This window comes from Marivita sp., assembly GCF_022763305.1.
Taxonomy (GTDB): domain Bacteria; phylum Pseudomonadota; class Alphaproteobacteria; order Rhodobacterales; family Rhodobacteraceae; genus Marivita.
In genome coordinates this window covers 131,286-156,931 of sequence record NZ_JALEGT010000121.1, presented here as the reverse complement: position 1 = coordinate 156,931, position 25,646 = coordinate 131,286, and the positions used below count along the sequence as shown (strand labels likewise).

Below are 25,646 nucleotides of genomic sequence, written 5' to 3'. Positions count from 1 at the left end.
GCTGACAGCACGTTCCGGCTCGCCCATAGTGCAGCCGACGGATCAAAGGACACTCACATGGCAGACGATATCGTACTTCTGGACGGTGCGCGCACCGCAATCGGCACTTTTGGCGGCTCCCTCGCTGCAACACCTCCGATCGACCTTGGCGCAGCGGTGGCGCGGGCCGCGCTGGACAGATCGGGCGTCGAGGGTGGTCTGATCGGGCATGTCGTGTTCGGTCATGTGATCAATACCGAACCCCGCGACATGTACCTGAGCCGGGTCGCCGCGATGCAGGCCGGCATCCCGGAAACCACACCTGCGATGAACGTGAACCGCCTGTGCGGGTCGGGCGCTCAAGCCATCGTGTCGGCCATTCAGTCGCTCATGTTGGGTGATGCAAAGTTTGCGCTGGCGGGTGGCGCCGAAAGCATGAGCCGGTCACCCTATATCGTGCCGGACCAGCGCTGGGGCGCCAAAATGGGGGACATCCGCACGCTGGACATGATGCTTGGCGCGCTGAATTGTCCGTTTGGGACCGGCCATATGGGTGTGACGGCGGAAAACGTCGCAGCAGAACACGACATCAGCCGTGACGCGCAGGACGCCTTTGCGCTGGAAAGCCAGAAGCGCGCGGCCCAAGCGATTGCCGAAGGCCGCTTTGCCAGCCAAATCGTGCCCGTAGAGGTGAAGATCAAACGCGACATGGTGCCTTTCGATACGGACGAACACCCCAAGGCTACGACGCGAGAGGCTCTGGCCGGGCTGAAGACCGTGTTCCAGAAGGATGGCACCGTCACCGCTGGAAACGCCTCGGGAATCAACGATGGTGCGGCGGCTGTCGTTCTGGCCACCGCTTCCGCCGCACAGAAGGCCGGGCTCAAACCGAAAGCCCGGATACTTGGTTATGCCCATGCCGGAGTGCGGCCCGAGGTGATGGGCATCGGCCCGGTGCCTGCTGTCGAAAACCTGCTTGCCCGAACAGGTCTGTCCTCCAGCGATTTCGACGTGATCGAAAGCAACGAAGCCTTCGCGGCTCAGGCGCTCGCGGTCAACAAGGGGCTCGGGCTCGATCCAGCCAAGGTCAACCCGAACGGAGGAGCCATCGCTCTGGGCCATCCAGTCGGGGCCACCGGCGCGATCATCACGATCAAGGCCCTATATGAACTGGAACGCATCGGCGGCAGCAAAGCACTGATTACAATGTGCATCGGCGGTGGACAGGGCATCGCGCTCGCTCTGGAGCGGCTGTGACACCGGCCTGACCGAATGATGCATATTCGATCCCGGCCAGGTAATCTCGGCCGGGATTAATTCCTTCTTCACCATGATCCCGGACAGTCGGTTTCAGTCTGATCGGAGGTCTGCATGAGTCTTGCCAACAAGCTGGCGGAGGAACGTCGCGCGCGGCTGGCGGCCGAGCGTCTCCTCGAACTCAAGCAGGCCGAGCTGTTCGCCGCCAATCGCAAGCTGGGCAACCATGCCCAGCAGCTCAGCAACGAAATCGTGGAAACCCGGGCCGAAGTGGCGATGGTGCGCGGCGAAAATCAGCGGGTTAAGACCGAGCTGGGTGTCGCCCATGAAAAGATCCAGATCGCCGAACGCCGCCTTTGGCATTCGATCGAAACGATTCAGGATGGATTCGCGTTTTTCGACGCCGACAATCACATGATCGCGGCCAACCGGGCCTATCTGGCAGTCTTCGAAGACCTCGACGAGGTGAAGCCCGGCATCACCTACCCCCGAATCCTGCAGCTTCTGACCGAAGAAGGCATCGTCAATATCGGGCGGGAATCCCCCGCCGCTTGGCGCGCCCGGATGCAGGACAGGTGGCAGCAGGACGATCCCCAGCCAATGGAGATTCAACTCTGGAATGGCGAACATATCCGCATCTTCGATCGGCGTGGCCCGTCTGGCGACGTGGTCAGCCTTGCATTGAACATCACCGCCAGCGTGCAATACGAGGAACAGCTGCGCGAGGCGCGCGAACGGGCAGAAGCCGCCAATCGCGCAAAATCCGCCTTTCTCGCCAATATGAGCCACGAGATCCGCACGCCGATGAATGGTGTCGTTGGCATGGCAGAGCTGTTGACGGAAACCGATCTGGATAGCGAACAGCGCCTTTTCGTGGAGACCATCAAGCATTCCGGCGAGGCGCTGTTGGTCATCATCAACGACGTTCTCGATTATTCCAAGATTGATGCGGACAAGCTGGTGTTGCACCCCGAGCCGTTCGACCTTGAAAAGACGCTGCATGAGGTGGTGATGCTCTTGCAACCGACCGCGCAAGCCAAAGGCCTGGTTCTGCGGATCGACTACGACATCCTTCAGCCCACCCGCTTCGTTGCTGATCCCGGACGTCTCCGTCAGATCGTGACGAATCTCATGGGCAACGCGGTCAAGTTCACACTGCAAGGCGAGGTGATGCTGCGTGTGGTCGGCGAAGCCGAATCCAATGGACGGACCCGTCTGCGCATTACGGTCGAAGACACCGGAATCGGGATCGCCGCCGACAAGGTCGATCACGTATTCGGTGAATTCAACCAGGTCGAAGATGACCGAAACCGACAGTTCGAAGGAACCGGTCTAGGGCTCGCCATAACCAAGCGGCTGGTCGAATTGATGGAGGGCGAAATCTGGGTCACGTCCGAACTTGGCGTCGGGAGTTGTTTCGGCTTTGCGGTGACGCTGCCTATCGACCCGCAGCAGACCGAAACGCAACTCAAACTTGATCCCTCAGTACAGCGCATCCTTCTGCTGGATGATGGCGCAAAGCCGGAAAAGACGCAGCTGATCAACCAGATCAGTGCGCTGGGTGGCGTGCCTGTCGTTCCCGACAATCCGGCCGACCTGTCCTCCGAACTGCTTGCTTCGGTCAATCTCGCGGTTCTTGGCCTTGAACCATCCAGCCCGCACTTTGCGCCCACGGTTGCCGCATTGTGCGCGCTTGGATCGGACACCCCTGTGCTCTCACTCTCAAGTGATCCAAAACGCGTGGCCGAGGCTGGTTTGCCACAAGTCCGGACCATCCAACGTCCCTACGCGCGCGCCGCACTATTCGACGCGATCACGTCAACTGCCGTTCAGAAACACCCTGTCCCGCTGGATCCCCGACTTGGGCAACCAAACTTGCCCAGAGTGCTCCTGGCCGAAGACAATCGCACAAACCAGCTGGTCTTCCGCAAGATGGTGAAGGACGCACAGGTGGAGCTTGTCATCGCCAATGACGGGTTCGAGGCAGTATCGGCGTTTGAGACCGTCAGACCGGACGTGATCTTCATGGATATCTCCATGCCGGGTATGGACGGCAAAGAGGCCACCACCCGTATCCGAGCGCTGGAGGGCACCGGACCGCATGTTCCGATCATCGCCGTCACCGCCCACGCGATGAAAGGGGATCGCGACATGATCCTGCAGTCAGGCCTGACAGATTACCTGACCAAGCCGTTGCGCAAAGAGGCTCTGCTTGACAAGCTGGCGCTCTATTGCCCGCAGCTTCAACTGGCGTCGTAGGGACGAACGAAGACCGGAGTGTCGGGTTTGGACAGATCGGCCCGGTAGGCATAGCCACCAAGATCGAAATCCAGAATGCCGTCCGGGTCAGTCAGTCGCCGCTGGATGATGAACCGGGCCATCGACCCACGGGCTTTCTTGGCGAAGAAGCTGACGATCTTCGGCCCCTTGCCGTCGCCCTTGTCCTCCATGAAAGCCGGGGTCACGATCCGCAGGCCCAGCGCCTTCGGCGGCACCGCACCGAAATATTCCTGGCTGGCGCAATTGACGAGAGTGTCGGTCCCCAGGTTGTCGGCTTGGGCCTTCAGATTCCGTGCGATCTGGTCACGCCAGTAGTCGTACAGGTTGGCGCCCCGCCGCGTTTTCAGACGGCTTCCCATTTCAAGGCGATAGGCCTGAATTCCATCGAGCGGACGCAGCACGCCGTAAAGACCGGACAGGATACGCAGATGATCCTGCGCCCACCGCATCTCATCACCGTCAAGCGTGTCCGCCTCCAATCCCTGATACGTGTCTCCGGCAAAGGCGAGCGCCGCGGGACGCAAAATCTCACCAGTGGGGGAATCGTCGAAGGCACGGAACCGATCGCGGTTCAGCTTGGCGAGATCATCGCTCAGATCCATCAACGCTTTGAGATTGCCGAGCGTCAGGTTGCGGGCCGTCTTCGCAAGACGGTTGGCCTCGTCCTGAAACACCGGTTCGGTCATTGTCACATCGCGCTCTGACCAGTCAAGACGTTTGGCTGGGGAAATCACGACGAGCATGGCAGCACCTTTGTTGAGTTCGCGGTTCCGATGGATTTAGTCCGCTGCCCGCAAAACGTCCAGAAAGCTCTCGGCAAACCGTTCGGCATGACGTTCACCGATAATGCGAGCGATCCCGGTTTCGTCCCTCGGTCGGGTCTGCGCCAGACGGGCGAGTTGCCCGGCGGTGCAGGACAGAGGCTTCAACGTGCCACAATCCCCGCGCACCAATGCAGCCTGCGACTGCAACAGCGCGTCGTATAGCCCCCCAGCACCGCGTGTGGCCAGCTTGCGCCGTGCGGGATGGGTTTCCGGCACCTCGCCCGCGATCACCTTCAGGAAAGCAGCACCATAGCGCTCGAGCTTCTTCGCCCCCACACCGCTGATCCTTGCCAAGGCATCGAGGTTCGCAGGTCGGGTCTCGGCCATTTCGATCAGCGTCTTGTCCGGAAAGATCACATAGGCGGGGACAGACTGTTCCTCGGCCAACGCGCGGCGCTTGGCCTTGAGGGCGGACAGCAGGGGCGCATCTTCGTCACTGACCAGGGTGCGCACCTGCGGCCGCCGTTCGCTTGCCGCCTCAAGGCTGTCGCGGCGCAGGTTGATCGAGGCATCGCCGCGCAGGATCGGCCGCGCGGCTTCGGTCATCACCAATGCGCCATGCCGTTCGGGATCGGGGCGCATGAGGTCGTGACCCATCATCTGGCGGAACACCACCTGCCATTCTCCGCGCTTGAGATCCTTGCCGACGCCGAAGGTCGGCAGGGTGTCATGATTGCGCGCCAGGACCTTTTCCGTTTTCGTTCCCAGCAGGATGTCGATCAGATGCCCAGCGCCAAAGCTTTCCCCGGTGCGCAGCGCAGCAGACAAGGCCTTGCGAACCGCTTCTGTCCCATCAAAGATCTGGGCGGGAGTGTCGCACAGATCGCAGTTTCCACAGGTCACGTCGCTTTCGCCGAAATAGCGCAAAAGCGTCTTGCGACGGCATTCCAGCGCTTCGGCCAGGCCAAGCAGCGCGTTCAACCGGCCATGATCCGCATGACGCCGTTCGGGTGGCGCCAGTCCTTCGTCAATCTGCGACCGGCGCAAACGGATGTCGTCCGATCCATAGAGCGTCAAGGTCTCGGCTGGTGCACCATCGCGCCCGGCGCGACCAATTTCCTGGTAGTAGGCCTCGATGGATTTTGGCAGATCGGCATGGGCCACCCATCGGATATCCGGCTTGTCCACACCCATGCCGAATGCAACCGTCGCGACCACGATCAATCCGTCTTCGGTGGCGAACCGGGATTCCACGTGGCGTCGCGCCTCGGCCTCCATACCGCCATGATAAAAGCACGCCGTGTGACCTTCGGCGTTCAGCGCCTGGGCCAGCGTTTCGGTCTTGGCCCGCGTGCCGCAATAGACGATGCCCGATTGGTCCTTGCGCGCAGCCGCGAATTTAAGGATCTGCTCGCGCGGTTTGTTCTTCGGTGCGAACATCAGGTGGATGTTGGGTCTGTCGAAGCCACGCAGGAATGTTGTCGGCCGATGTCCGTCAAACAGCCGCGCGACGATCTCTTCCTGCGTTTCCGCATCCGCTGTTGCAGTGAAGGCCGCGAGCGGCACGTCGAGCGCCCGACGCAATTCCCCTATGCGCAGGTAGTCGGGACGGAAGTCATGACCCCACTGGCTGACGCAATGGGCCTCGTCCACAGCGATCAGCGAGACACCAGCCTGCTGCAGCATTCGCTGCGTTCCACCTGACGCAAGACGCTCGGGGGCGAGGTAAAGCAGCTTGAGCGCGCCGGAATGCAGCATATCCCAGACTGCGTCGTTTTCCTCGTCCGTGTTGGCCGAAGTCAAAGCACCGGCGGCAACACCTGTTTCGCGCAGTCCGCGGACCTGATCCCGCATCAAGGCAATGAGCGGCGAAATGACAACGGTTACGCCATGCCGGACGAGGGCGGGCAACTGGAAGCAAAGCGATTTGCCCCCACCCGTAGGCATGATGGCCAACACGTTTTCACCCTGCGAGACAGCCTCTACAATCTCGGACTGGCCGGGCCGGAAGCTGTCGAATCCAAAAACGTCGCGCAGAATCGTATCTGCGTCAGACATATCGCGGGGCATGGATGACCTGTCAGGTTCTTAACTATATCTGCTCTGAACCTGACAGTCTCACACTAAGGGTGCGTGAACAAGCCTTTGATCGGGTCAGAACCCGTAGAAGAAGCCCGCATTGTTCGCCAGAACGATGCGCAGGATGTAGACGCCGATAAGCGCAACCAGCGGCGCAAGGTCGATGCCCGACATAGGGGGCAGGATGCGGCGCAGACGGGAATACATCGGTTCCAGCAACCGGTTCAGACCATCCCAGATCTGCGCCACGATAGGCTGGCGCAGGTTCAGCACCTGGAAATTGATCAACCAGCTCATAATCACGTGGGCAATGATGAAGAACCACACGATATCAAGAAGCAGCATCAGGATCTGGTAGAGCGATTGCATCGGACGGATTTCCCTTGTCAGTATCCTGAGAAGAGGTAGGCGCATGTGCGGCGAAGAACAAGGCAAAGCGGTTGCCGTGAGGTCGCGGTTGACGCGGAGCCTCATCAGGTCAACTAACCGCGCAACAGGAGTGACCTATGTATCCCTTCATCCGCATGGCACTTGGCATCTGGAAAGCGCGCAAGGTCCCATCACAGGGCCCGTTTGCCATATATGTGTCGCATCATCGCTGCTGGCCATGGGACATCGACATGTGGATGGAGCTGAACAACGGCCGCACGCTTACCCTCTATGATCTTGGGCGCATCCCGCTGGCACAGGTGAACGGCCTGATGGCGATGATTAGGAAAGAACGCTGGGGCCTGACCATGGCCGGTGTCGTCGTACGCTACCGGCGTCGGGTTCGTACGTTCGAGCGGTTCGAGATGCGCAGTCGGCTTCTCTGCTGGGATGCCCGGTTTCTCTATATCGAGCAGTCGATGTGGAAACAGAACGGAGACTGCGCGAACCATGCCGTCTATCGCTCGGCCGTGACCGACCGAAACGGGATCGTTCCAACCGATCGCGTGATTGCGGCCATGGGACTGGCGGACCATGCTTCTCCGCAAATGCCCGATTGGGTGGCGGACTGGCTTCGTGCCGAAGATGCGCGCCCCTGGCCTCCGATGCAGGACGAGATCGCCGCCTGACACCGCTTGCCGGTTCGACATTTCCCACCCATAAGACGGCAGGGGGATATGGCATGGCAAACGCTTCCTTGCGCAAACGCATCTGGGGCTGGTTCTTTTTCGACTGGGCCAGCCAACCGTATAATACGTTGCTGATCACCTTCATTTTCGCGCCTTACATCAAGGAATTGGTGGGCGACGGCACGGCCGCGCAATCCGCCTGGGGCTTTGGAATCGGCGCCGCCGGTCTTGTGATCGCGATCCTCGCCCCGGTTCTCGGAGCCCTGGCGGATACAGGCGGCAACCGCATGCGGTGGATCTGGCTCTTCTCAATCATGTATGTCGTTGGTGCCGCCGGTCTATGGAGCGCAGCGCCTGGTGATTTCAGTCTGATCCTGATCCTGACCTTTTTTGCCATCGGCATGATCGGCATGGAGTTCGCCATGACCTTCACCAATTCGATGCTGCCGGACCTTGGCACGCGGGAAGAGATCGGTCGCATTTCCGGCAATGGTTGGGCCTTCGGATATGTCGGCGGCCTGATCGCACTTGTGCTCATGCTGCTGTTCTTTGCCGACAACGCCGCGACCGGGCGCACATTGCTTGGACTGGAGCCCGCGTTTGGCCTTGATCCAGAGGCACGCGAAGGAACCCGTTTTGTCGGGCCACTGGTCGCAATCTGGTATGTGATCTTCATGATCCCGTTCTTTCTCTATGTCAGGGAGCCAATACGGCAGAAGGCCCCCAAGGGCGCAGTCAAGCTGGCACTGAACGATCTCAAATCCACGCTGCGTCGATTGCCGCAGGACCGGTCGCTGTTTGCCTATCTTGGATCGGCGATGTTCTACCGGGATGCGTTGAATGGGATGTATGCCTTTGGCGGAATCTACGCGGCGGGTGTTCTGGGGTGGAGCGTCCAGAATGTCGGCATCTTCGGCATCATTGCGATCATCGCCGGTGCATTGGCCGCTTGGCTGGGAGGCATGGCGGATTCCCGGTTCGGGCCGAAGCCGGTGATCGTGGCCTGCATCCTTGCCCTGACCGCGATGGGCGTGGCAATCGTGATGATCTCTCGAGAGGACATGTTCGGCGTGCCCTTGCCCGAGGGATCGGCACTCCCCGACATCGCGTTCTACATGATCGGCGCAGTGATCGGGGCTGCCGGAGGTGTGATCCAGTCGGCCAGTCGTACGATGATGGTCCGCCAGGCCAATCCCGCCCGCATGACAGAAGCCTTCGGACTCTATGCGCTGGCCGGAAAAGCGACCAGTTTCCTGGCACCATTGCTGATCGGGATCACGACCTATGCTACGGGATCCCAACAATTGGGGGTAAGCCCGGTGATAGGACTTTTCCTGATCGGACTTGTGTTGTTACTCTGGGTTGATCCGAACGGGAAACGAGCAGCATCATGAAACGGTTTCTTCCAATCCTCGGACTTGCCTTCCTGCTGAGCGCTTGCGGCGGCGACACCGGTTCGCGCAGCACGGACGCATCCGAGGTCAGTGTGCCCCGTGTCAGCGGTGTGTTGAGCACGCGCCAGGCCAAACAGCTCTTCGGCGGTATGGACAACGCCTCGAGCCAGTCGCCGGCGGCTTACGGCAGTTACGCCAAGGGCTGTGCCGCCGGACAGGTGCAGCTTCCCGAAACCGGGCCAACATGGCAGGCGATGCGCCTGTCGCGCAACCGCAACTGGGGGCTGCCGATCACGGTCGATTTCCTTCAGGATCTGTCACGCATCGCGGCTCAGCAGCCCGGCTGGAACGGGCTCTATATCGGCGACATCAGTCAGCCGCGCGGCGGGCCGATGCTGACAGGGCACGCCAGCCACCAGATTGGGCTCGATGCCGATATCTGGATGCGTCCGGCGGATCGCCTGACCCTCAACCAGACAGAGCGCGAGAACATTTCATCCATCTCGATGCAGCGGGCCAGTGGCGCCTATATCAACGACCAATGGACAAAGGAGCATCACAACATCCTCAAGGCCGCAGCAAGCGATCCGCGCGTTGCGCGCATCTTTGTCTTCCCTGGCGCCAAAGTGGCCATGTGCAATGCAGAAACCGGCGATCGCAGCTACCTGCGGAAAATCCGGCCTTGGTATGGGCACCACTATCACTTCCACGTCCGTCTGGCCTGTCCTCCGGGCATGTCTGGCTGCGTCGATCAGGATGCGCCGCCGCGCGGCGATGGCTGTGACGATGCCCAGCAATGGGTGAACAACATCCTCAATCCGCCGCCGCCCGACCCGAGTGCACCGAAACCGACGCCGCGGCGGGAGCTGACCCTTGCGGATCTGCCGGCGCAATGTGCTACGGTTCTGGCTGCGAATTGAGCGCTGAGCCGGTTTTGGACGAAGACAAAACTTCAGCCCGGTTCCTGTCGTCTTATCACTGGACCAAGGAAAGAGCCGACTTCGGTGGCTATTCCGGCCTGATCCTGTCGCCGGATGGCGCCAGCTTCGTCATGATGAGCGATCGGGCGCACCTGATCGAGGGCACCATCTTTCGTCATTCCAACCGCATCATCGGTCTGCGCAGCAGCGAGATGGCGCCGCTCGATATTCCCGACAGTCTTTTTGCGCATCCTTCCAATCGGGACACGGAAGGTTTGGCCCGGGATGCTGACGGAAGACTGTTTGTGTCGGTGGAAAGCGAAAATCTCGTCCTGCGGCGGGATCTGGATGGCAGCTGGGCAGCACTTCCCCGGTTTCCATCCATCGACGCGCTGCCATCGAACCGGGGGCTGGAAGCGTTGGCGATCAGCACGGATGACACGATCTACGCGCTTCCAGAAGTGTCACGCGATCTCCTGGCACCCTTCGCAGTGTTCCGGTTCCGCGGGAATGTCGGTTGGGACCAGCCGATGTCGATTTCCAGAAGCGACGGTTTCGTTCCGGTCGGGGCCGATGTTGGACCAGATGGTCAGCTTTACATTCTCGAACGTGGTTTTTCCGGCTTCGGGTTCAGCTCTCGCGTGCGTCGTTTTGAAATCAACGAAACCGAGAATGCGGCGGGCGAGACACTTCTGACAACCTCGACCCGCCGCCATGACAATCTGGAAGGGCTTGCAGTCTGGCGGGCTGAGGATGGCACAATCCGTCTGACCATGGTGTCGGATGACAATTTCATGTCCCTCCAGAACACCGAGATCGTCGAATACACCATCGGCAATTAGCTTGTCTGTTGCGAAGCGGCGCTATATGCCACGCGCCATTCCCGATGGACGGGAATCAAGTCCCCGCAACCTTGGCAAAACGGGAGTCACAATGACCCGCGCTCATATTCCTGGCATCATCGCCATGGCCCTCATCGTGTTGGCCTCCAACATCCTTGTCCAGTTCCTGTTCGGAAACTGGCTGACCTGGGGCGCCTTCACCTATCCGCTCGCATTTCTTGTCACCGATCTCATGAACCGTCTTTATGGGCCCAGCGCCGCGCGTCAGGTCGTGTTCGCCGGGTTCATTGTCGGCGTGATCTGCTCATTGATCGGCACCCAGATCGAGGGGGAATTCGGTCCGCTGGTCACGTTCCGCATCGCGCTGGCTTCTGGGGTCGCGTTCCTGACGGCGCAGCTGCTGGATGTCACGATCTTTGACCGGATGCGCGACGGTGCGTGGTGGCGTGCGCCACTCGCGTCCACCCTGATCGGCGCATCGGTCGATACAGCGCTGTTTTTCACCATCGCCTTTTCCGGCGCACTGGCGTTTCTCGAACCCGGAAATGACGTGTCTTGGGCCGGTGAGATGCTGCCGATGCTCGGCTCAGGCCCGGTTGCGCCGCTTTGGGTGTCGCTCGCGGTTGCGGACTGGATGGTCAAGATCTCCCTGGCACTGCTCGCACTGATACCATTTCGACTCATCGTCCTTCGATTTCGCGAAAAAGTAGTCCTGACGTAAGAAAAGAGTTGCGCGATACGGAAAGCCTGTCACGCTGAAGATGCGTTTTATCAACAGCTGAAAGGAGGTGATCCAGTGTCGAGAGAGGTATTGGAGAGAGGTGTCGGAACAGTTCGAGAGGCGCACATCTAGGGCAGCCCCTGGGTGACAACCCGATCGAATTGGTGTGGAACCTAACCGGACCCGCCTCCGTAAGTCTCGAAGGGTCGCCCATGTGGCGACCCTTTTCGTATGAAACACATGGTCTGTAATGCTGAAGATTTCAGACACGATCCACCTTGAAGACTGGGAGTTGACCGAACAGTTCATCCGCGCCTCCGGACCCGGCGGGCAGAACGTGAACAAGGTCTCCACGGCTGTCGAATTGCGCTTTGAAGCAGAACGTTCGCCCAATCTGCCCGGGCCGGTGAAAACTCGGCTTCGGCGGATTGCAGGACGGAAATGGACCAAGGATGGGGCAATTGTCCTTCAGGTCGACGAGACACGGTCCCAAGCGCGCAATCGCGACATCGCGAGGGACAGGCTGAAAGAGATGATCGTGGCGGCGCTGACGCCGCCAAAGCGCCGCGTGCCCACAAAACCGACACTTGGATCAAAAAAGCGCAGGCTCAAGGCAAAGAAAGAGCGTGGCGAGGTGAAATCGCTGCGGGGCCGGGTGGATCCCGACGCCTAATCATGGATGGATGATGCGTCGACGCATCATCCGTTTGCGTCAACGCAAACGCGCCTGATCAGAACCGGTCCAGCAGCCGTTCAAGATACTCCAGCTCTTCCTCCGGGCGTTCCCCCTCACCAGAGCGACGCCGGATTTCATCCAGCAATTCGCGCGCCCGGCGATAGACATCTTCGCCCTGCAGCAAGCTCTCGTTTGACCCGATCTGACCGTTCGACCCCACATTCCGGCCCAGTGGATCGCGCTGCTGGCCGGGGTCGGTGCCGTCTGCCATGCCTTGCTGCCCCTGTCCTTGCTGTTGCTGCTGCGCCATGGCCTCACCCAGATTGCGCATGCCTTCTCGCAGCGCTTCCATAGCTTCGGACTGGTTGTCGATCGCGCCGGCGAGATCGTTTTCCCGCAATGCCTCTTCCGCGCCCTCCATCGCACCTTCGGCCCGGTCGAGCGCTTCGCGCGCAGCATCGCCGGCTTCTGTCCCCGCCCCCGGCAGGTTCTGCGACTGACGGTTCAATTCCTGACGCAGGGCGCGCTGGCGATCTGCCAAGCTGTCTTCGAGACTCTGGCCCTCGCCGTTCTGTCCCTGACCGGGCTGCTGCCCTTGGCCTTGACCCTGCTGTTGGCCTTGGCCTTGCTGACCAGGCTGTTGACCCGGTTGTTGACCTTGCTGACCGGGATTGAATTGCTCCTGCAGGTCGCGGAACGCCTGATCGGAAAGACCCTGTTGTTCGCGAAGCGTTTCGGCCAGACCTTCCATTGCCTGTTCGCCCGGCGATTGCCCCTGCTGGCCCTGCCCTTGTGTGACCTGCATGTTTTCCATCATCTGGCGCAGCTGTTCGAGTGCTTCCTGTGCCTCGGCCATGCGGCCTTGTTCCATAAGCTCCTGGATGCGATCCATCATTTCCTGCAGGTCGTTCTGACTCATCTCCATCATGTTCTGGTTCTGGGTCATTTCCTGATCAGGATTGTTTTCACGGTCCTGTTGCGCCTGACGGGACAGCTGGCGCAGGTAATCGTCGGTCGCTTCGCGCAACTCCTGCATAAGTTCGGCAATTTCCTGATCCGAAGCACCGTTGCGCATGGCTTCGGACAACCGGTCCTGCGCGCGTTGCAGCCGTTCCAGAGCATCCTGAAGATCGCCTTCTTCCAGACGAATGGCCAAGTCCCACATCGCCTGCGCGATTTCAGCCTGCTGATCATCGGTCATCTTGACCTGTGACAGCGCTTCGACCCGACGCATGATGGTTCTCAGTCGCAGGAAATCCGTGCTGGACCGGAACACATCATCTGGACGGTGCGAGACCGCTCGCATGAGCATTGCAACATCGGCCGCATTTTCGCGGTTCCAAAGCAAGGCGCGCCGTAGGTCGATGATCGCACTGGCCATTGGATCAAAAAAGCGCCGCCCAGGCAGATCGATCACTTCAGGTGCGGCCTCACCAATCTGATCCGCCTCATCCGTCACGGTCAACGACAAGATCACAGGCAGATTGGCCCACGGGTGTTCGGAAAAATTGTCGACCAGAGTTTCGGTAAACTCCGAGCGGTCGCCTGCAATTGGCATGGGGAGAGGCAGTTCGATCACGGCACGCGGTTCAGGCTCCATACGGAGTCCGTAGCGGCGGTCCACATCCGAAAGTGCCAGTTCGATCCGTGCAACACCGGTTGAAACCGCGTAATCATCGCGGGCAGTGAAGGGAATCTGCGCCTCGCCTTCGTAGCTGACTTCGATTTCACCGTCCCGCATCACTTCGGGAGCGCGATCTGGCAAGGCGAGTATGTCCCACACACGGCCACCCGGCCCTTCGATTTCGAGCTGACCTGATCGGGCGACCGTGAATTCCTGCGCCGTTTCGACGGAGGCTGCAACAAGCTCTTCTGGCGTTGCAGTAGGGGACGCTCGGTTGGACACCGTTTCCGAAACACTCAGAACTCCGACCTCACCGTAGAATCGCAGAGTGACGCGGCTGCCTTCCGGTGTCTCGAGCCGGGCGTCCGTGATATCGTTGAGATAGATCGACGGGCGACCGGTGTAGTGCGGCGGCTCAAGCCAGCCTTCCCAGGTCGGACCCGAGGCCAGGTCGGATCCCGACGGCCCCATCGCGGAGACTGTCTGAACTTTGAGCACCGAGCCGAAAATGGCCGCAACAAGAAATGCAAGCACAGCCACATAGCGGAGCGCGAACGGATCCGCCTTCGATACCCGCAAATCAGGTTCTGCCGCCTTGGCCTCTTTCAACCGGGCGACCATGCGCGCCTGATGCGCCTGCCACACGGCGAGCGAGGCTGGATCCCCTGCACCGATGGCCTGACTGTCCATCGCGGCGAGAATGGGATTGCCGGGCAGGGTTGAATCGAGTCGCGCCAGGGCCGATGCCTGCGACGGCCAGCTCCATTTGCGGATGCCCCGCACCAACGCCCAAAGTCCGGCCGCCACCGACAGACCCAGAATCGCCCAGACGCCTTCCATGGGAAGATAATCCTGCAGCCCAAGCATTAGGAACGCCAACACCGCGAACAGCACTGACCAGAACGGCCAGAAGGCGCGCACGATCATCTCTGCGCCCATCCCCAGGCGGGTCAGGAACAGCGGCCAGTGCAGTGCGGCGTCGATCTCTGTCGGCAGGTCATCCCGTGCGGTCATTCCGATCTCCCGATTAGCTGACCGCGGGGGAATGCCTCACAGCCATGGGGGAATGGTATCTCGGTTTATGATTTCGTCAAAGTCGGGTCGCTGACGAATGACAGCGAATTGATCGCCTTTTGCCAAAACTTCGGGCACGAGTGGCCGCGTGTTGTATTCGCTGGCCATCACCGCGCCATACGCGCCGGCAGAACGGAACGCGACAAGATCGCCCGCCTTCAACGGCGGCATCATGCGATTCTTGGCAAAGGTGTCCCCGGACTCGCAGACCGGGCCGACGATGTCGTAGGGCTGTTGTTCGACACCTGCGTCAGGCTCCAGCACTGGCACGATATCATGATGAGCGTCATACATGGCGGGGCGGATCAGGTCATTCATCGCGCCATCGAGGATGAGAAACTGACGCCCTTCCCCCTGCTTCACGTAAATCACCCTACTGACGAGGATGCCTGCATTGCCGACGATCAAGCGCCCGGGTTCAATCTCGATCTCGCATCCAAGATGTCCGACCGTCTCCTTGATCAGTGCGCCGTAGTCCGACGGCAGCGGCGGCGCTTCGTTCGAACGGGTATAGGGAATCCCCAAGCCCCCACCGAGGTCAAGCCGCCGGATGTTGTGTCCATCCGCGCGCAACTGCTCGGTCAACTCGGCCACCTTGCGGTAGGCCAGCGCATAGGGTTCGAGCTCGGTCAGCTGCGATCCGATATGGACGTCGATCCCGATCACCTCGATGCCCGGCAGCGCAGCCGCTTCGGCATAGACGCTCCGCGCCTTCGAGATCGGGATGCCGAACTTGTTTTCCGACTTGCCCGTCGCGATTTTGGCGTGGGTCTTGGCATCCACGTCCGGATTCACGCGCACCGTGATCGGTGCGGTTGTGCCGAGGCTGGTTGCGATTTCGGAAATCACCAGAAGTTCTGGTTCACTTTCGACGTTGAACTGTCGAATGCCCCCTTCGAGAGCAGCGCGGATTTCTGCCCGGGTCTTACCCACGCCGGAGAAGACGATCCTGTCCCCCGGCACGCCGGCCGCACGGGCACGGGCATATTCGCCGCCTGACACCACATCCATGCCAGCGCCCAATTCGGCCAGTGTCTTGAGGATTGCCTGGTTCGATGCGGCTTTCATGGCGTAGCAAACCATATGCTCCATTCCGGAGAGCGCGTCGTCAAAAAGCTGATAATGCCGCGTCAGGGTCGCGGTGGAGTACAGATAAAACGGCGTCCCGACAGCTGCCGCGATATCCGCAACCGGCACGTCTTCGGCATAAAGTTCGCCATTGCGATAGAGAAAATGATCCACACCTGCCTCCAGATCAGACCGCGCTGCAGTAGCGCAGCGTGCAGGTTTGCGCCACCCCCTGCGTCTTCTCTTTCACAGAGCGCCTTTCGGCTGCTGCTCGGGTCCGACGGAACCGATACAGAAATGCGTCAGCCGACAGGTCGTGACCGCAGGAAAAGATAAAGCGGCAGGCCACAGCTGACACCGATGCAATAAGTGGCCGGGATGGCGATCAGCGCAGACCAGTTCCGCCGCACGGCGACTTCTGCAATGATCCAGATCGTCAGCGACACGGCGGCGATCGTCAGGTCCCAGGTGAGGCCGGTGGTCGCGTCATTGACATACCAGGCATCGATCATCGCCCCAAGGTTCCAACCGTTTTCCTGAAACCACGAGACGAAGTAATACATCGGGTGAATGGCGCCCCAAATCGCGAGTGCAAGATAAATCCAGCGCATCAGAACCGGGCCCCAACTGTGACCGGCCCCTGACTCACGGTGACGCCGGTCGATGTACGCACGCCTTCAGAGCCGATTGAGACCGTGGTGTTGACAGATGGCGTTATTGGCGGGCCATCCGCGCCACACGCGGCAAGCACACCAAGCCACAGGATCGCAAATGTGGGTCTCACCCGAGCACCTCTTTCCAGCGCGCGATCTGTTCCCGAACCCGAACGGGTGCCGTACCGCCATAGCTGGTGCGGCTGGCCACAGAATTGTGCACACCCAACACGTCGAACACATCCGACGTGATCGCGGCGTGCACGGATTGCATGTCGTCAAGGCTCAGGTCCGGCAAATCGCATCCCTTTCTTTCGGCCATCGCCACCAATGAACCGGTGACATGATGCGCCTCGCGGAATGGTAGGTCGAGCGTGCGAACAAGCCAGTCCGCGAGATCGGTCGCCGTCGAAAAGCCGGCCGATGCCGCTGCTTCAAGGTTCGCGCGATTGCCGGTCATGTCCTTGACCATGCCTTCCATCGCCGCCAGCGCCAGCATCCAGTTGTCAGCGGCGTCGAAGACCTGTTCCTTGTCTTCCTGCATGTCCTTGGAATAGGCGAGAGGCAGACCCTTCATCACCATCATCAATGCGACATTCGCCCCGAAAATCCGCCCGATCTTGGCGCGGATAAGCTCGGCCGCGTCCGGGTTCTTCTTCTGCGGCATGATCGAAGAGCCGGTCGAGAACCGATCAGACAGGGTGACAAATCGGAACTGCGCCGACGACCAGATCACCAACTCTTCCGCAAAGCGGCTGAGATGCATCGCGCTGATGCTGGCAACGCTCAGGAATTCGAGAGCGAAGTCCCGATCGCTGACGGCGTCCAGACTGTTGGCCATCGGGCGATAAAAGCCCAGCGCCTCGGCGGTCATGTGGCGATCGATCGGGAAAGACGTGCCCGCTAGAGCAGCAGCACCCAAAGGCGACTCGTTCATCCGCTTGCGCGCATCCTCGACGCGGGACAGATCGCGCGCGAACATTTCGACATAGGCCATCATGTGATGCCCCCATGTCACCGGCTGCGCCGTCTGCAGATGGGTGAAGCCCGGCATCACCCAATCCGCACCAGCCTCGGCCTGTACAAGAAGCGCCCGGATGAGGGCTGTCAGGCCCGAAGACGCCGCATCCAACTGGTCCCGCACCCAAAGGCGGAAATCTGTCGCCACCTGATCATTCCGCGACCGGCCCGTGTGCAAACGGCCCGCGGGTTCTCCGATGACCTCTTTCAGGCGCGCCTCGACATTCATGTGAATGTCCTCAAGAGCTGTCGAAAAGGCGAACTCGCCTGTTTCAATCTCTGACAATACGGTGAGCAAGCCTTCCCGCATCGCTTCGGCATCGCTAGGTATTACAATACCTTGCGCGGCCAGCATGGCTGCGTGGGCCCTTGAACCGGCGATGTCCTGAGCGGCCATGCGTTTGTCGAAACCGATCGAGGCGTTGATGGCCTCCATGATGGCATCGGGACCGGCGGCGAAACGGCCACCCCACATTTGGTTCGAGGACTTGTCGGACATGGTCTACCCCTTCGGAGGGAAAATGAAGAAAACACTTGCCGCACTCCTCTATACGGGCCTCGTCATGCTTGCAAACCCGGCACTGGCCGATCTCACCACAGCCGAGGCAATGCGCGAAGGTGACATGAAGAAGCTGACGTTCCACAGCACCGCGCAACCGGCCGGAACCGCGGAATTCACCACGTTTGACGGCACGCCAATGTCGCTCGAAGCGTACAAAGGAAAGTGGGTATTGCTGAATTTCTGGGCCACGTGGTGTGCACCCTGCCGCAAGGAAATGCCGATGCTGTCCGACTTGCAGACCGAGTTCGGCGGCGACGATTTCGAGGTCGTCACCCTGGCCACCGGACGCAATCCACCGCCCGCGATGACGGCATTCTTCGACGAGATCGGCGTGGACAACCTGCCCCTGCACCGGGATCCTGGCTCGGCGCTCGCGCGCGAAATGGGCGTGCTTGGTTTGCCGATCACTGTGATCCTCAACCCGGAAGGCGCAGAGGTCGCGCGGCTGCGTGGCGATGCAGATTGGGCCTCTGACAATGCCAAGGCCATTTTGAAGACATTGATTGATGACGGCGCCGAGGGTTGACTATTCGTGATTTGTCGGCAGGAGCTTCGGCTGTTTTCGGGTCTCCAACGGCACATGACGCTTCACCTCGTCATATGGTTGTAGCTGCCACATGCACCCCTGCATGTGCCGGGACCCCGTTCAGATCCGAAGCTCCTCTGCCGTACCGGTGTGCCCATCCTGCGTCATGTACCCGCGCGACGCGCAGCCCGTGAGCAAAATGAGAGAGTGGACAGTGTCAGAGACCTGACGCATGGACACACCCGAGTTCGAGCCCCCGCCCGACAGGTCTGTTCATGTCAGAAATGTGGCGTGCTGCCTAGGATTTTGCCACAATTGCCCGGTTTACGCGGGCCTGACGGAACAATCGCAGCGGGCCTGACGGATTTTTCCCGAAACGCCGCCCAATTCCTGCCACAATTCACCAGAGATCCACGAGCCGTTGGGAAAGGTGTCGCGAATCGTGTCGTCGCTTAAGCGAACCCGACGCGCCCCACGCTTTCATAAGCGACAAAGCCTGCATTCCGCGCCACGGAGGCATTGTAGATGTTGCGGAGATCCGCCATCGCGGGACGCGCCATGCTTCCGGCAATCTGGTCAAGATCCAGCGCCCGGAACTCGTTCCACTCGGTCAAGAGAACCAGCAGGTCGGACTCGCTGGCGGCTTCGTAAGGGTCGTCATACCATTGAACACCGGGCAAGAGCGCCTCACCCTCATGCTGGCCCTGCGGATCGCAGACACGGACCTTGGCACCCCCACCCACAAGCGCAGGCACGATGGTCAGAGACGGTGCGTCGCGCATGTCATCGGTGTTCGGCTTGAAGGTGACACCTAGAACCGTGATTGTCTTGCCGTTGAAGGAGCCATCGCACAGGTCCTGAAGCTTTCCGATCATTCGGCGCTTTGTGTCCTCGTTGACCGCAATCACCGCTTCGGTGATGTGCATCGGACTGGCGTATTCCTGTCCGATCCGGGCAAGCGCCTTTGTATCTTTCGGAAAACACGAGCCACCATATCCCGGGCCCGCGTGCAGGAATTTGTTGCCGATGCGGTTGTCCATGCCCATGCCCTTGGACACCTGTTTCACATCCGCACCCACTTTTTCGCAAAGCGCGGCGATTTCGTTGATGAATGTGATCTTGGTCGCAAGAAACGCGTTGGCCGCGTACTTGATCATCTCTGCGGATTCGAGATCGGTGGTCACGATTGGAAAATCCCGCAGGTAGAGCGGGCGGTAGATCTCGCTCATCACTTGGGCCGCGCGGTCGTTTTCCACCCCGACCACGACACGATCCGGTTTCATGAAATCGTCGATGGCCGCGCCTTCGCGCAGGAATTCCGGGTTCGATGCAACATCGAAATCAAGCTGCGGATTGGCGGCGGCAACGACATCGCGCACCTTGCGGTTGGTTCCAACGGGAACGGTCGATTTCGTGACGACGACCACGTACTCCTTGGCAGCTTTCGCGATCTCTTCGGCGGCGGCCATCACATAGGTCAGATCGGCATGACCATCGCCCCGCCGCGTGGGCGTGCCCACTGCGATGAACACTGCTTGCGCACCATCAATCGCGGTAGCGAGATCCAGCGTAAAGCTCAACCGTCCCGCTTCAACATTCTTGGCCATGAGGGCATCAAGGCCGGGTTCATAGATCGGAACCTCTCCGCGTTCGAGCTTTTCGATCTTGCGTGGATCCTTATCGACGCAAACTACGTTATGACCGAAATCGGAAAAACACACTCCGGACACCAGACCAACATACCCGGTCCCGATCATCGCAATCTTCATTGTACTGCCCCTGTTTATCTTGGCGGGTGTTGTGCGCGAGCGGATCTAAGCGGTCAACTCTTCAAACCGGACCACCCATAAGAAAAGGGCGCGCTGTTGTAGCGCGCCCCGTTTCTTAAGCGGTCTGGCTCTTTTACGAACCCGATCCGGTGCCTTCGTGCACTGTTTCCGCATCCGGGCTGACAGTCACAAGGTAGGCATAGACGTCTTCCATGTTCGACCGCAGGCGGAAGGACATTTTCGAACGCGCGCCGCTGTCATCAAGGTACTCTGCCAGGAAACCCTTGGGGTCCTGAACATAGGCAACGAAGGTTTCTTCGTTCCAGACCAGACCAGCTTCGCCGGCGGCCACGATGCTGTCGCCGTAGCGGAAGTCTTCAACGGTCCCTGCTTTGCGACCGATGATGTTGTAAAGGTTCGGACCGGTCCGGCCGCCCTTGACGATTTCAGTGCCATCGTCCGCCACGATCATGTGGCAGGATTTGCACTTGTTGAATTCCTTTTCGCCTGCGGCAGCATCCCCGGACCCAGAATGGCTCCCGGCAGTTGCGGCACCGGCAAGTGCCATTGCCGCTGCAGCGGTTGCGATCATCAGCTTCATTGGTGAACTCCTCTCTCGTGTTCGGCGCACACTAGCGCCTTCTGCATTTGTTAACCAATAGCAAACCTGTGCAGTTCCGTTAGACGTAACGGGGGTGATACTGATGTCAAGCGACCTGATGGGCGATAGCACACTGTTTCCAAAGGGTTGCCAGTGCCTGAACGAGATGCTCGATATCCGCGTCGGAATGCAGCGGTCCGGGCGTGAACCGAAGGCGTTCGGTCCCTTTGGGTACGGTCGGATAGTTGATCGGCTGCACATAGATTCCGTAATCCTGCATGAGGATGTCCGCGAGCATCCGGCATTTGACCGGATCCTTGATCATCACCGGGATGATATGGCTCGGATTTGGCAGATGCGGAATGCCCATGTCATCCAGACGCTTGCGCAGCTTTGCCACCTGCTGTTGCTGCTGCTTCCGCTCCACGTCGCTGGCTTTGAGATGCTGGATCGACGTCCGCGCGGCAGCGGCGACGGCCGGCGGCAGGGCCGTCGTGAAAATGAACCCGGACGAGAATGAGCGGATGAAATCGCACATCGCTTCTGAACCGGTGATGTATCCGCCCATGACACCAAACGCCTTGCCCAGTGTGCCCTCGATCAGGGTGATGCGGTCAGCAAGGCCCTCGCGCTCGGACACACCGCCCCCGCGCGCACCATACATGCCCACGGCGTGGACCTCGTCCAGATAGGTCATCGCACCGTGCTTTTCGGCCACTTCAACGATCTCTTTCATCGGGCAGATGTCGCCATCCATTGAATAGACCGACTCGAACGCCACGATCTTGGTTGCATTGCTGGGCAGTGCCGCCAGCTTTCGGTCCAGATCCTCTGGATCGTTGTGCTTCCAGATCACCTTGTTGCACCGCGCATGGCGGATGCCTTCGATCATCGAGGCATGGTTCAATTCGTCAGAAAGGATCACCGCATCCGGAAGGCGTGACCCGAGCGTCGACAGAGCCGCCCAGTTCGAAACGTAGCCGGACGTAAACAAAAGCGCCGACTCCTTGCCATGCAGATCGGCAAGCTCTGATTCCAGCAGCTTGTGTTGGTGGTTCGTCCCAGAGATGTTACGCGTACCGCCCGCGCCGCAGCCGTTCTGGCCAACGGCGTCCTGCATGGATTTAATCACGTCAGGGTGCTGGCCCATGCCCAGATAGTCGTTCGAACACCAGACGGTCACTTCATCGGGACAGTCGCTGTCATGTGACTTGGCTTTTGGGAACGCGCCGCATTTGCGCTCCAGCTCGGCGAATATGCGATAATTACCCTCTTTTTTCAGGGCATCAAGCTGGGCATTGAACAGGCTGTCAAAGTCCATGGGCGTCCTCCGTTCGTATCGTCTTGTCGTGTTGTTGTGGTTTGGGCGCAGGAAGCATCCAGCGCCATAGTTTTTCGTCGGGCAGCGGCAGCACCATGAACCAATGCTCGAGCAGGGCGAGCGCGGTCATGGCCGCCAGAAGGGCAAAACCGACCACATCCGCCTGCGTGGTCGCCGAATACAGACGCTCCAGCCAGCAGGCGACAGCAAGGGTCAGCGCGGTGATCGAAATCGGAAACAGCCAATTCATCTTGGCGATGCGGAAATGGCTGGGCAGATGGGCCAAAGGCTCCGGAAGGAACTCTGTGTTGATCTTGGGCACGCCCAGAAACAGGTTCAGTTTGGCCGACACGCGGGCAAAGAACAGAACTGCGAAGGTCCAGAACCCGAAGGTGTTCGGAGCGTCCTGTGTATAGAGCCAAAGCCCCGCCAGCGTTCCCGCCAGCAGCATCTCGTGATAGGCAATCGTGCCCCAGGCCCGAATGAAGCGCTCCCATTCCGGGATGTCAGGCCGGCAGACCAGACGGTTGGGGCCCGTAATCGTCCCGGTCAGGAAAGCCGTTTCGATCCAGCCCCATAGCGCAAGCGCCGATAGGAACGCGTGGTAGGAGGATCCCGCGGTTTCTCCGTCTTCGCTGTTCCAGATCCCGAAAGCGCCGAGCAAGAATACGGGGAATGCGAGGACCGTCAGAATCTGCCCGTAGCGCGGCCCGCGGCGATCGGCGTATTTCACCGCCATCAGGATCACCCCGGTGGAAAACCACCAGAGGAAAAGCGCAGCAAGCGCAGCGATCCAGGGGTCACTCAACACGCGATCTTGTCCTTCTTCTCATTTCATTTACGGCGGAGGAATGTGGGGGGTTAGCCCCCCACACGGTCAGTAGGCTGGTACAAGCCGGGTGTTGCTGGGCACCTGATGCTTGCGCGCCGGGATTGTGTAGAGCGACAGGAAACAGGTCGCGGCCTTGGCGGCACCGGTCCATTCCTTGATCTTTCCACCCAGACCGCCCTGCGTCTTGCCCTCGGCAATCTGCACATTTGCGCGCTGCAGTTTTTCGAGTGTCGGCTGCCAGCGGGGATGCTCGATGTCGAGCGTAATCGGGAAGATCTGCTCGCTCAGCTTGGAGGTCTTGGTGAAGACCTCATGCGCATACCAGTCGGGATCGACCCCAAGCGCCTTGTGGAAAGCCGGGCGCTGATGGTCGCGGACATACATGGTGGCGTACACCGCCGTCAGAAAGAATTTGATCCAGAGCACGTTCTTGCCCTGAGTCAGCTTCGGATCGGTCTTCATCAGAAGCGCGAAGGCTTCGCCATGGCTGAACTCGTCATTGCACCATTCTTCGAACCACTTGAAGATCGGGTGGAACCGATGTTCCGGGTTCGCCTGAAGGTGGCGAAAGATCGTGATATAACGCGCGTAACCGATCTTTTCCGAAAGGTAGGTGGCGTAGTAGATGAACTTGGGCCGGAAATAGGTGTACTTTTTCGACTGTGTCAGGAAACCAAGGTTCACCCGCAGACCGGCCTCGCGCAGGGCGTCGTTGATGAAACCGGCATGCCGCGCTTCGTCTCGCGCCATGAGCTGGAACAGCTGGGTGATGTCCTTGTTGTTGCCGCGCCGCTTCATTTCCTTGTAAAGGACGCAGCCCGAGAACTCGGCGGTGCAGCTGGAGATCAGGAAGTCGATGAATTCCTTCTTGAGCTGCGGCTCCATATTCTCCCAGTCGACATGGTCCCAGTCTTCGTTCTTCTTGAAATGGCCCTTGTTCGGATCCGCTTCCATCTGGGCGATCAGCTCGTCCCATTCCGCGCGGATGCCGTCGACATTGATCGCGTCAAGCTCGTCGAAATCGGTGGTGTAGAACCGCGGCGTGAGCAGCGTGTTCGCCATCGCGGTTTCGGTCGCGAAATTGTCGTCGTACTTGGCCTGTTCTTCCTGAATGGCCAGGCCTTCTTCGACGGTTGTCGCATCGGCCGAGTGTTTGGCATGCATGTTCATAGCGTCACCTCGTCGGAGAAGGAGAATTCACACAGCTCCATCACTTCGAAATCGCCTGTCAGGCGCGTCCAGAGCTGTTCGAGTTTGGAGGCCCGGACGATGATCGCCTCGCGATCCTCGGACACGACCTCGCCGAAGGGGGCCATGATCTCCGGTCCCTGAACCTTCACTTCGTCGCCGGGATAGATCACCGCACCGTTGTTGAAGCGCACATGCGCGTGCAGGCTCTCGAAACAGTGGCTGATTTCCACTGTGCACGGTGCCCTTTCGATTTCTTTCGTCAGAAGACCCATTGTCCGATTCCCTTTCGGTTAGTTCAGCAGCCTGGCGAAGGCGGCCGAGTTGTCGGCGCCGAACCCCATGAGGTCGGCCCCCCATCCCGTGCTGGGATCAAAGATCTCAAGACGGTTGTTCTCACGTGCGCGAACGATCACCGGACCGTTCAGATCGACACGTGCCTTCGTGCGTTCCCGTTGCAGGACCCGCCACATGCCGGACAGGAATCCACCCTCTTCCGGCGAATATTCGGCAAACAGCGTGCCATCCTCGGTATAGACCTTGGCCGCGCCGCTCATCGCGCCCTCGAGAAAGAGCGTCTTTTCGATGACCACCGGAGACTCTGGCGCGGTGTATTGCACCGGGCCGTCCATCCAGCGATAGACCGCAACCATGATGAGGCAGACCATGACCATTCCGAACATCGCGCGGACAAAGAGGCGCGGTACCAGTTCGCGTTCGGTGGCGTGGATGCGGGCCTTGTCGATTGTCGGCGTCTGCATGCCTTACCCTCCTTATTCCGCGGCCACGGCTGCCGGGGCAGCCGCGCCTGTTGTCCGTTCGACACGCGGTGTGGACACGCGGGCTTCAGCCGCTTCCGAAATCATCGCAGCAATGGTTTCAGCCTCGGGGATGCAGCGCAGTGCCGGCTGCGTCGGAGAAATCCGCCACGGCCTGACATGCGGCCAGCAGACCAGATAGCTGATCCTCGTATCCCCCATCAGATCGAACGCGATGGTTCCTGTCCCGGATTTGCGCAGGTCAAGATTGGCCGCTCCGATCTGGGTGTATGGCAGATTCAGCGTAACGGTCAGTGCCGCACCGATCCGCATGGCAACGCGCCGGTTCGTGATGGTGTAGACAGTGTAATGCGCCTGCGCCCAGGCAATGCCCATCAGCAGGACGCAGACGATGGCACCGAGGATCAGAAAGGGCACAGACGCCCAGATCGCCTGACCCAAGGGCATCAGATCCACCACAGCCACGAACCGCCACGCGGCGAGGAACACGAAGTATCCCGCAACCCAGAGCAGGTTCAGCGACTCTTTCGAAAGGGCCCACCAGTCCGGCTTACCCTGCCAGAGGATCACCTCTCCCTCGGGAGGTGTCTCTGGCAAGCCTTTGACCGGTTCTACCTGAAAGTCATCATGCGGCATGGTGGGTTCCCTTTCCTAAAGCC

Annotated in this window: 24 protein-coding genes; 9 read left to right on the top strand and 15 right to left on the bottom strand. The window is 60.0% G+C overall.

Translation table 11 applies throughout. The features are described from left to right. The first annotated feature begins 57 nt into the window (after window positions 1-57). Entirely contained in the window at window positions 58-1,236 is a 1,179-nt protein-coding gene (locus MRY75_RS21780) for an acetyl-CoA C-acyltransferase family protein (RefSeq protein WP_292310175.1), read from the top strand. Between the two features lie 114 nt (window positions 1,237-1,350). Continuing rightward, window positions 1,351-3,495 (top strand): ATP-binding protein, encoded by a 2,145-nt coding sequence (locus tag MRY75_RS21775; RefSeq protein WP_292310174.1) that lies wholly within the window; start codon window positions 1,351-1,353, stop codon window positions 3,493-3,495. On the opposite strand, the gene yaaA is transcribed toward MRY75_RS21775, so the two are convergent. The 3 genes from yaaA to MRY75_RS21760 form a co-directional block, all read right to left on the bottom strand. Then, entirely contained in the window at window positions 3,480-4,259 is a 780-nt protein-coding gene (yaaA, locus tag MRY75_RS21770; RefSeq protein ID WP_292310172.1) for a peroxide stress protein YaaA, read from the bottom strand. The genes MRY75_RS21775 and yaaA overlap by 16 nt on opposite strands. Window positions 4,260-4,295: 36 nt before the next feature. Next, the gene (recQ, locus tag MRY75_RS21765) at window positions 4,296-6,338 is read right to left on the bottom strand and encodes a DNA helicase RecQ (RefSeq protein ID WP_292310170.1); all 2,043 of its coding nucleotides are present in this window, start codon (window positions 6,336-6,338) and stop codon (window positions 4,296-4,298) included. Between the two features lie 96 nt (window positions 6,339-6,434). After that, on the bottom strand, window positions 6,435-6,728 hold the full coding sequence (locus MRY75_RS21760) for a YggT family protein (RefSeq protein ID WP_292310168.1): 294 nt from the start codon (window positions 6,726-6,728) through the stop codon (window positions 6,435-6,437). 137 nt (window positions 6,729-6,865) lie between these two features. Here MRY75_RS21760 and MRY75_RS21755 point away from each other — a divergent pair, with 137 nt between their 5' ends. The 6 genes from MRY75_RS21755 (at window position 6,866) to arfB (ending at window position 11,967) form a co-directional block, all read left to right on the top strand. After that, entirely contained in the window at window positions 6,866-7,417 is a 552-nt protein-coding gene (locus tag MRY75_RS21755; RefSeq protein WP_292310166.1) for a thioesterase family protein, read from the top strand. A gap of 53 nt (window positions 7,418-7,470) precedes the next feature. Then, the gene (locus MRY75_RS21750) at window positions 7,471-8,811 is read left to right on the top strand and encodes an MFS transporter (protein WP_292310164.1); all 1,341 of its coding nucleotides are present in this window, start codon (window positions 7,471-7,473) and stop codon (window positions 8,809-8,811) included. Further along, window positions 8,808-9,731 (top strand): penicillin-insensitive murein endopeptidase, encoded by a 924-nt coding sequence (gene mepA, locus MRY75_RS21745; RefSeq protein WP_292310162.1) that lies wholly within the window; start codon window positions 8,808-8,810, stop codon window positions 9,729-9,731. Before MRY75_RS21750 ends, mepA begins: the two co-directional genes overlap by 4 nt. 14 nt (window positions 9,732-9,745) lie before the next feature. After that, the gene (locus MRY75_RS21740; RefSeq protein WP_292310160.1) at window positions 9,746-10,573 is read left to right on the top strand and encodes an esterase-like activity of phytase family protein; all 828 of its coding nucleotides are present in this window, start codon (window positions 9,746-9,748) and stop codon (window positions 10,571-10,573) included. Window positions 10,574-10,664: 91 nt separating this feature from the next. Continuing rightward, window positions 10,665-11,294, top strand: a complete 630-nt coding sequence (locus MRY75_RS21735; RefSeq protein WP_292310158.1) for a queuosine precursor transporter — start codon at window positions 10,665-10,667, stop codon at window positions 11,292-11,294. A gap of 250 nt (window positions 11,295-11,544) precedes the next feature. Continuing rightward, entirely contained in the window at window positions 11,545-11,967 is a 423-nt protein-coding gene (gene arfB / locus MRY75_RS21730) for an alternative ribosome rescue aminoacyl-tRNA hydrolase ArfB (protein WP_292310157.1), read from the top strand. 58 nt (window positions 11,968-12,025) lie between these two features. On the opposite strand, the gene MRY75_RS21725 is transcribed toward arfB, so the two are convergent. The 4 genes from MRY75_RS21725 to argH form a co-directional block, all read right to left on the bottom strand. After that, window positions 12,026-14,608, bottom strand: a complete 2,583-nt coding sequence (locus MRY75_RS21725; protein ID WP_292310155.1) for a TIGR02302 family protein — start codon at window positions 14,606-14,608, stop codon at window positions 12,026-12,028. Between the two features lie 36 nt (window positions 14,609-14,644). Beyond that, a complete protein-coding gene (gene lysA / locus MRY75_RS21720; RefSeq protein ID WP_292310152.1) occupies window positions 14,645-15,910 on the bottom strand; it encodes a diaminopimelate decarboxylase in 1,266 nt (421 codons plus the stop codon). Between the two features lie 128 nt (window positions 15,911-16,038). Beyond that, window positions 16,039-16,347 carry a DUF2834 domain-containing protein gene (locus MRY75_RS21715; RefSeq protein WP_292310134.1) on the bottom strand — a complete coding sequence of 103 codons (309 nt, stop codon included), beginning with the start codon at window positions 16,345-16,347 and terminating at the stop codon, window positions 16,039-16,041. 169 nt (window positions 16,348-16,516) lie between these two features. Beyond that, the gene (argH, locus tag MRY75_RS21710; RefSeq protein WP_292310132.1) at window positions 16,517-17,908 is read right to left on the bottom strand and encodes an argininosuccinate lyase; all 1,392 of its coding nucleotides are present in this window, start codon (window positions 17,906-17,908) and stop codon (window positions 16,517-16,519) included. A gap of 22 nt (window positions 17,909-17,930) precedes the next feature. On the opposite strand from argH, the gene MRY75_RS21705 reads away from it, so the two are divergent. After that, the gene (locus tag MRY75_RS21705) at window positions 17,931-18,497 is read left to right on the top strand and encodes a TlpA disulfide reductase family protein (protein WP_292310250.1); all 567 of its coding nucleotides are present in this window, start codon (window positions 17,931-17,933) and stop codon (window positions 18,495-18,497) included. 452 nt (window positions 18,498-18,949) lie between these two features. On the opposite strand, the gene MRY75_RS21700 is transcribed toward MRY75_RS21705, so the two are convergent. The 8 genes from MRY75_RS21700 to puhB form a co-directional block, all read right to left on the bottom strand. After that, window positions 18,950-20,266 (bottom strand): UDP-glucose/GDP-mannose dehydrogenase family protein, encoded by a 1,317-nt coding sequence (locus MRY75_RS21700; RefSeq protein ID WP_292310131.1) that lies wholly within the window; start codon window positions 20,264-20,266, stop codon window positions 18,950-18,952. Between the two features lie 133 nt (window positions 20,267-20,399). After that, window positions 20,400-20,867: a cytochrome C gene (locus MRY75_RS21695; protein ID WP_292310129.1), complete on the bottom strand. Its 468-nt coding sequence runs from the start codon at window positions 20,865-20,867 to the stop codon at window positions 20,400-20,402. 106 nt (window positions 20,868-20,973) lie between these two features. Next, complete coding sequence (hemA, locus tag MRY75_RS21690; protein WP_292310127.1) at window positions 20,974-22,188, bottom strand: 5-aminolevulinate synthase; 1,215 nt, start codon at window positions 22,186-22,188, stop codon at window positions 20,974-20,976. After that, on the bottom strand, window positions 22,178-22,999 hold the full coding sequence (puhE, locus tag MRY75_RS21685) for a putative photosynthetic complex assembly protein PuhE (protein ID WP_292310125.1): 822 nt from the start codon (window positions 22,997-22,999) through the stop codon (window positions 22,178-22,180). The genes hemA and puhE overlap by 11 nt, the downstream gene beginning before the upstream one ends. A 66-nt stretch (window positions 23,000-23,065) precedes the next feature. Further along, window positions 23,066-24,190 carry a magnesium-protoporphyrin IX monomethyl ester (oxidative) cyclase gene (gene acsF, locus MRY75_RS21680; RefSeq protein WP_292310123.1) on the bottom strand — a complete coding sequence of 375 codons (1,125 nt, stop codon included), beginning with the start codon at window positions 24,188-24,190 and terminating at the stop codon, window positions 23,066-23,068. After that, a complete protein-coding gene (locus tag MRY75_RS21675) occupies window positions 24,187-24,483 on the bottom strand; it encodes a hypothetical protein (protein WP_292310121.1) in 297 nt (98 codons plus the stop codon). The genes acsF and MRY75_RS21675 overlap by 4 nt, the downstream gene beginning before the upstream one ends. Before the next feature lie 18 nt (window positions 24,484-24,501). Continuing rightward, window positions 24,502-24,969, bottom strand: coding sequence for a photosynthetic complex assembly protein PuhC (gene puhC, locus MRY75_RS21670; RefSeq protein ID WP_292310119.1), 468 nt, complete (start codon window positions 24,967-24,969; stop codon window positions 24,502-24,504). Between the two features lie 12 nt (window positions 24,970-24,981). Then, window positions 24,982-25,623, bottom strand: a complete 642-nt coding sequence (gene puhB, locus MRY75_RS21665) for a photosynthetic complex putative assembly protein PuhB (protein WP_292310118.1) — start codon at window positions 25,621-25,623, stop codon at window positions 24,982-24,984. Window positions 25,624-25,646: the final 23 nt, after the last annotated feature.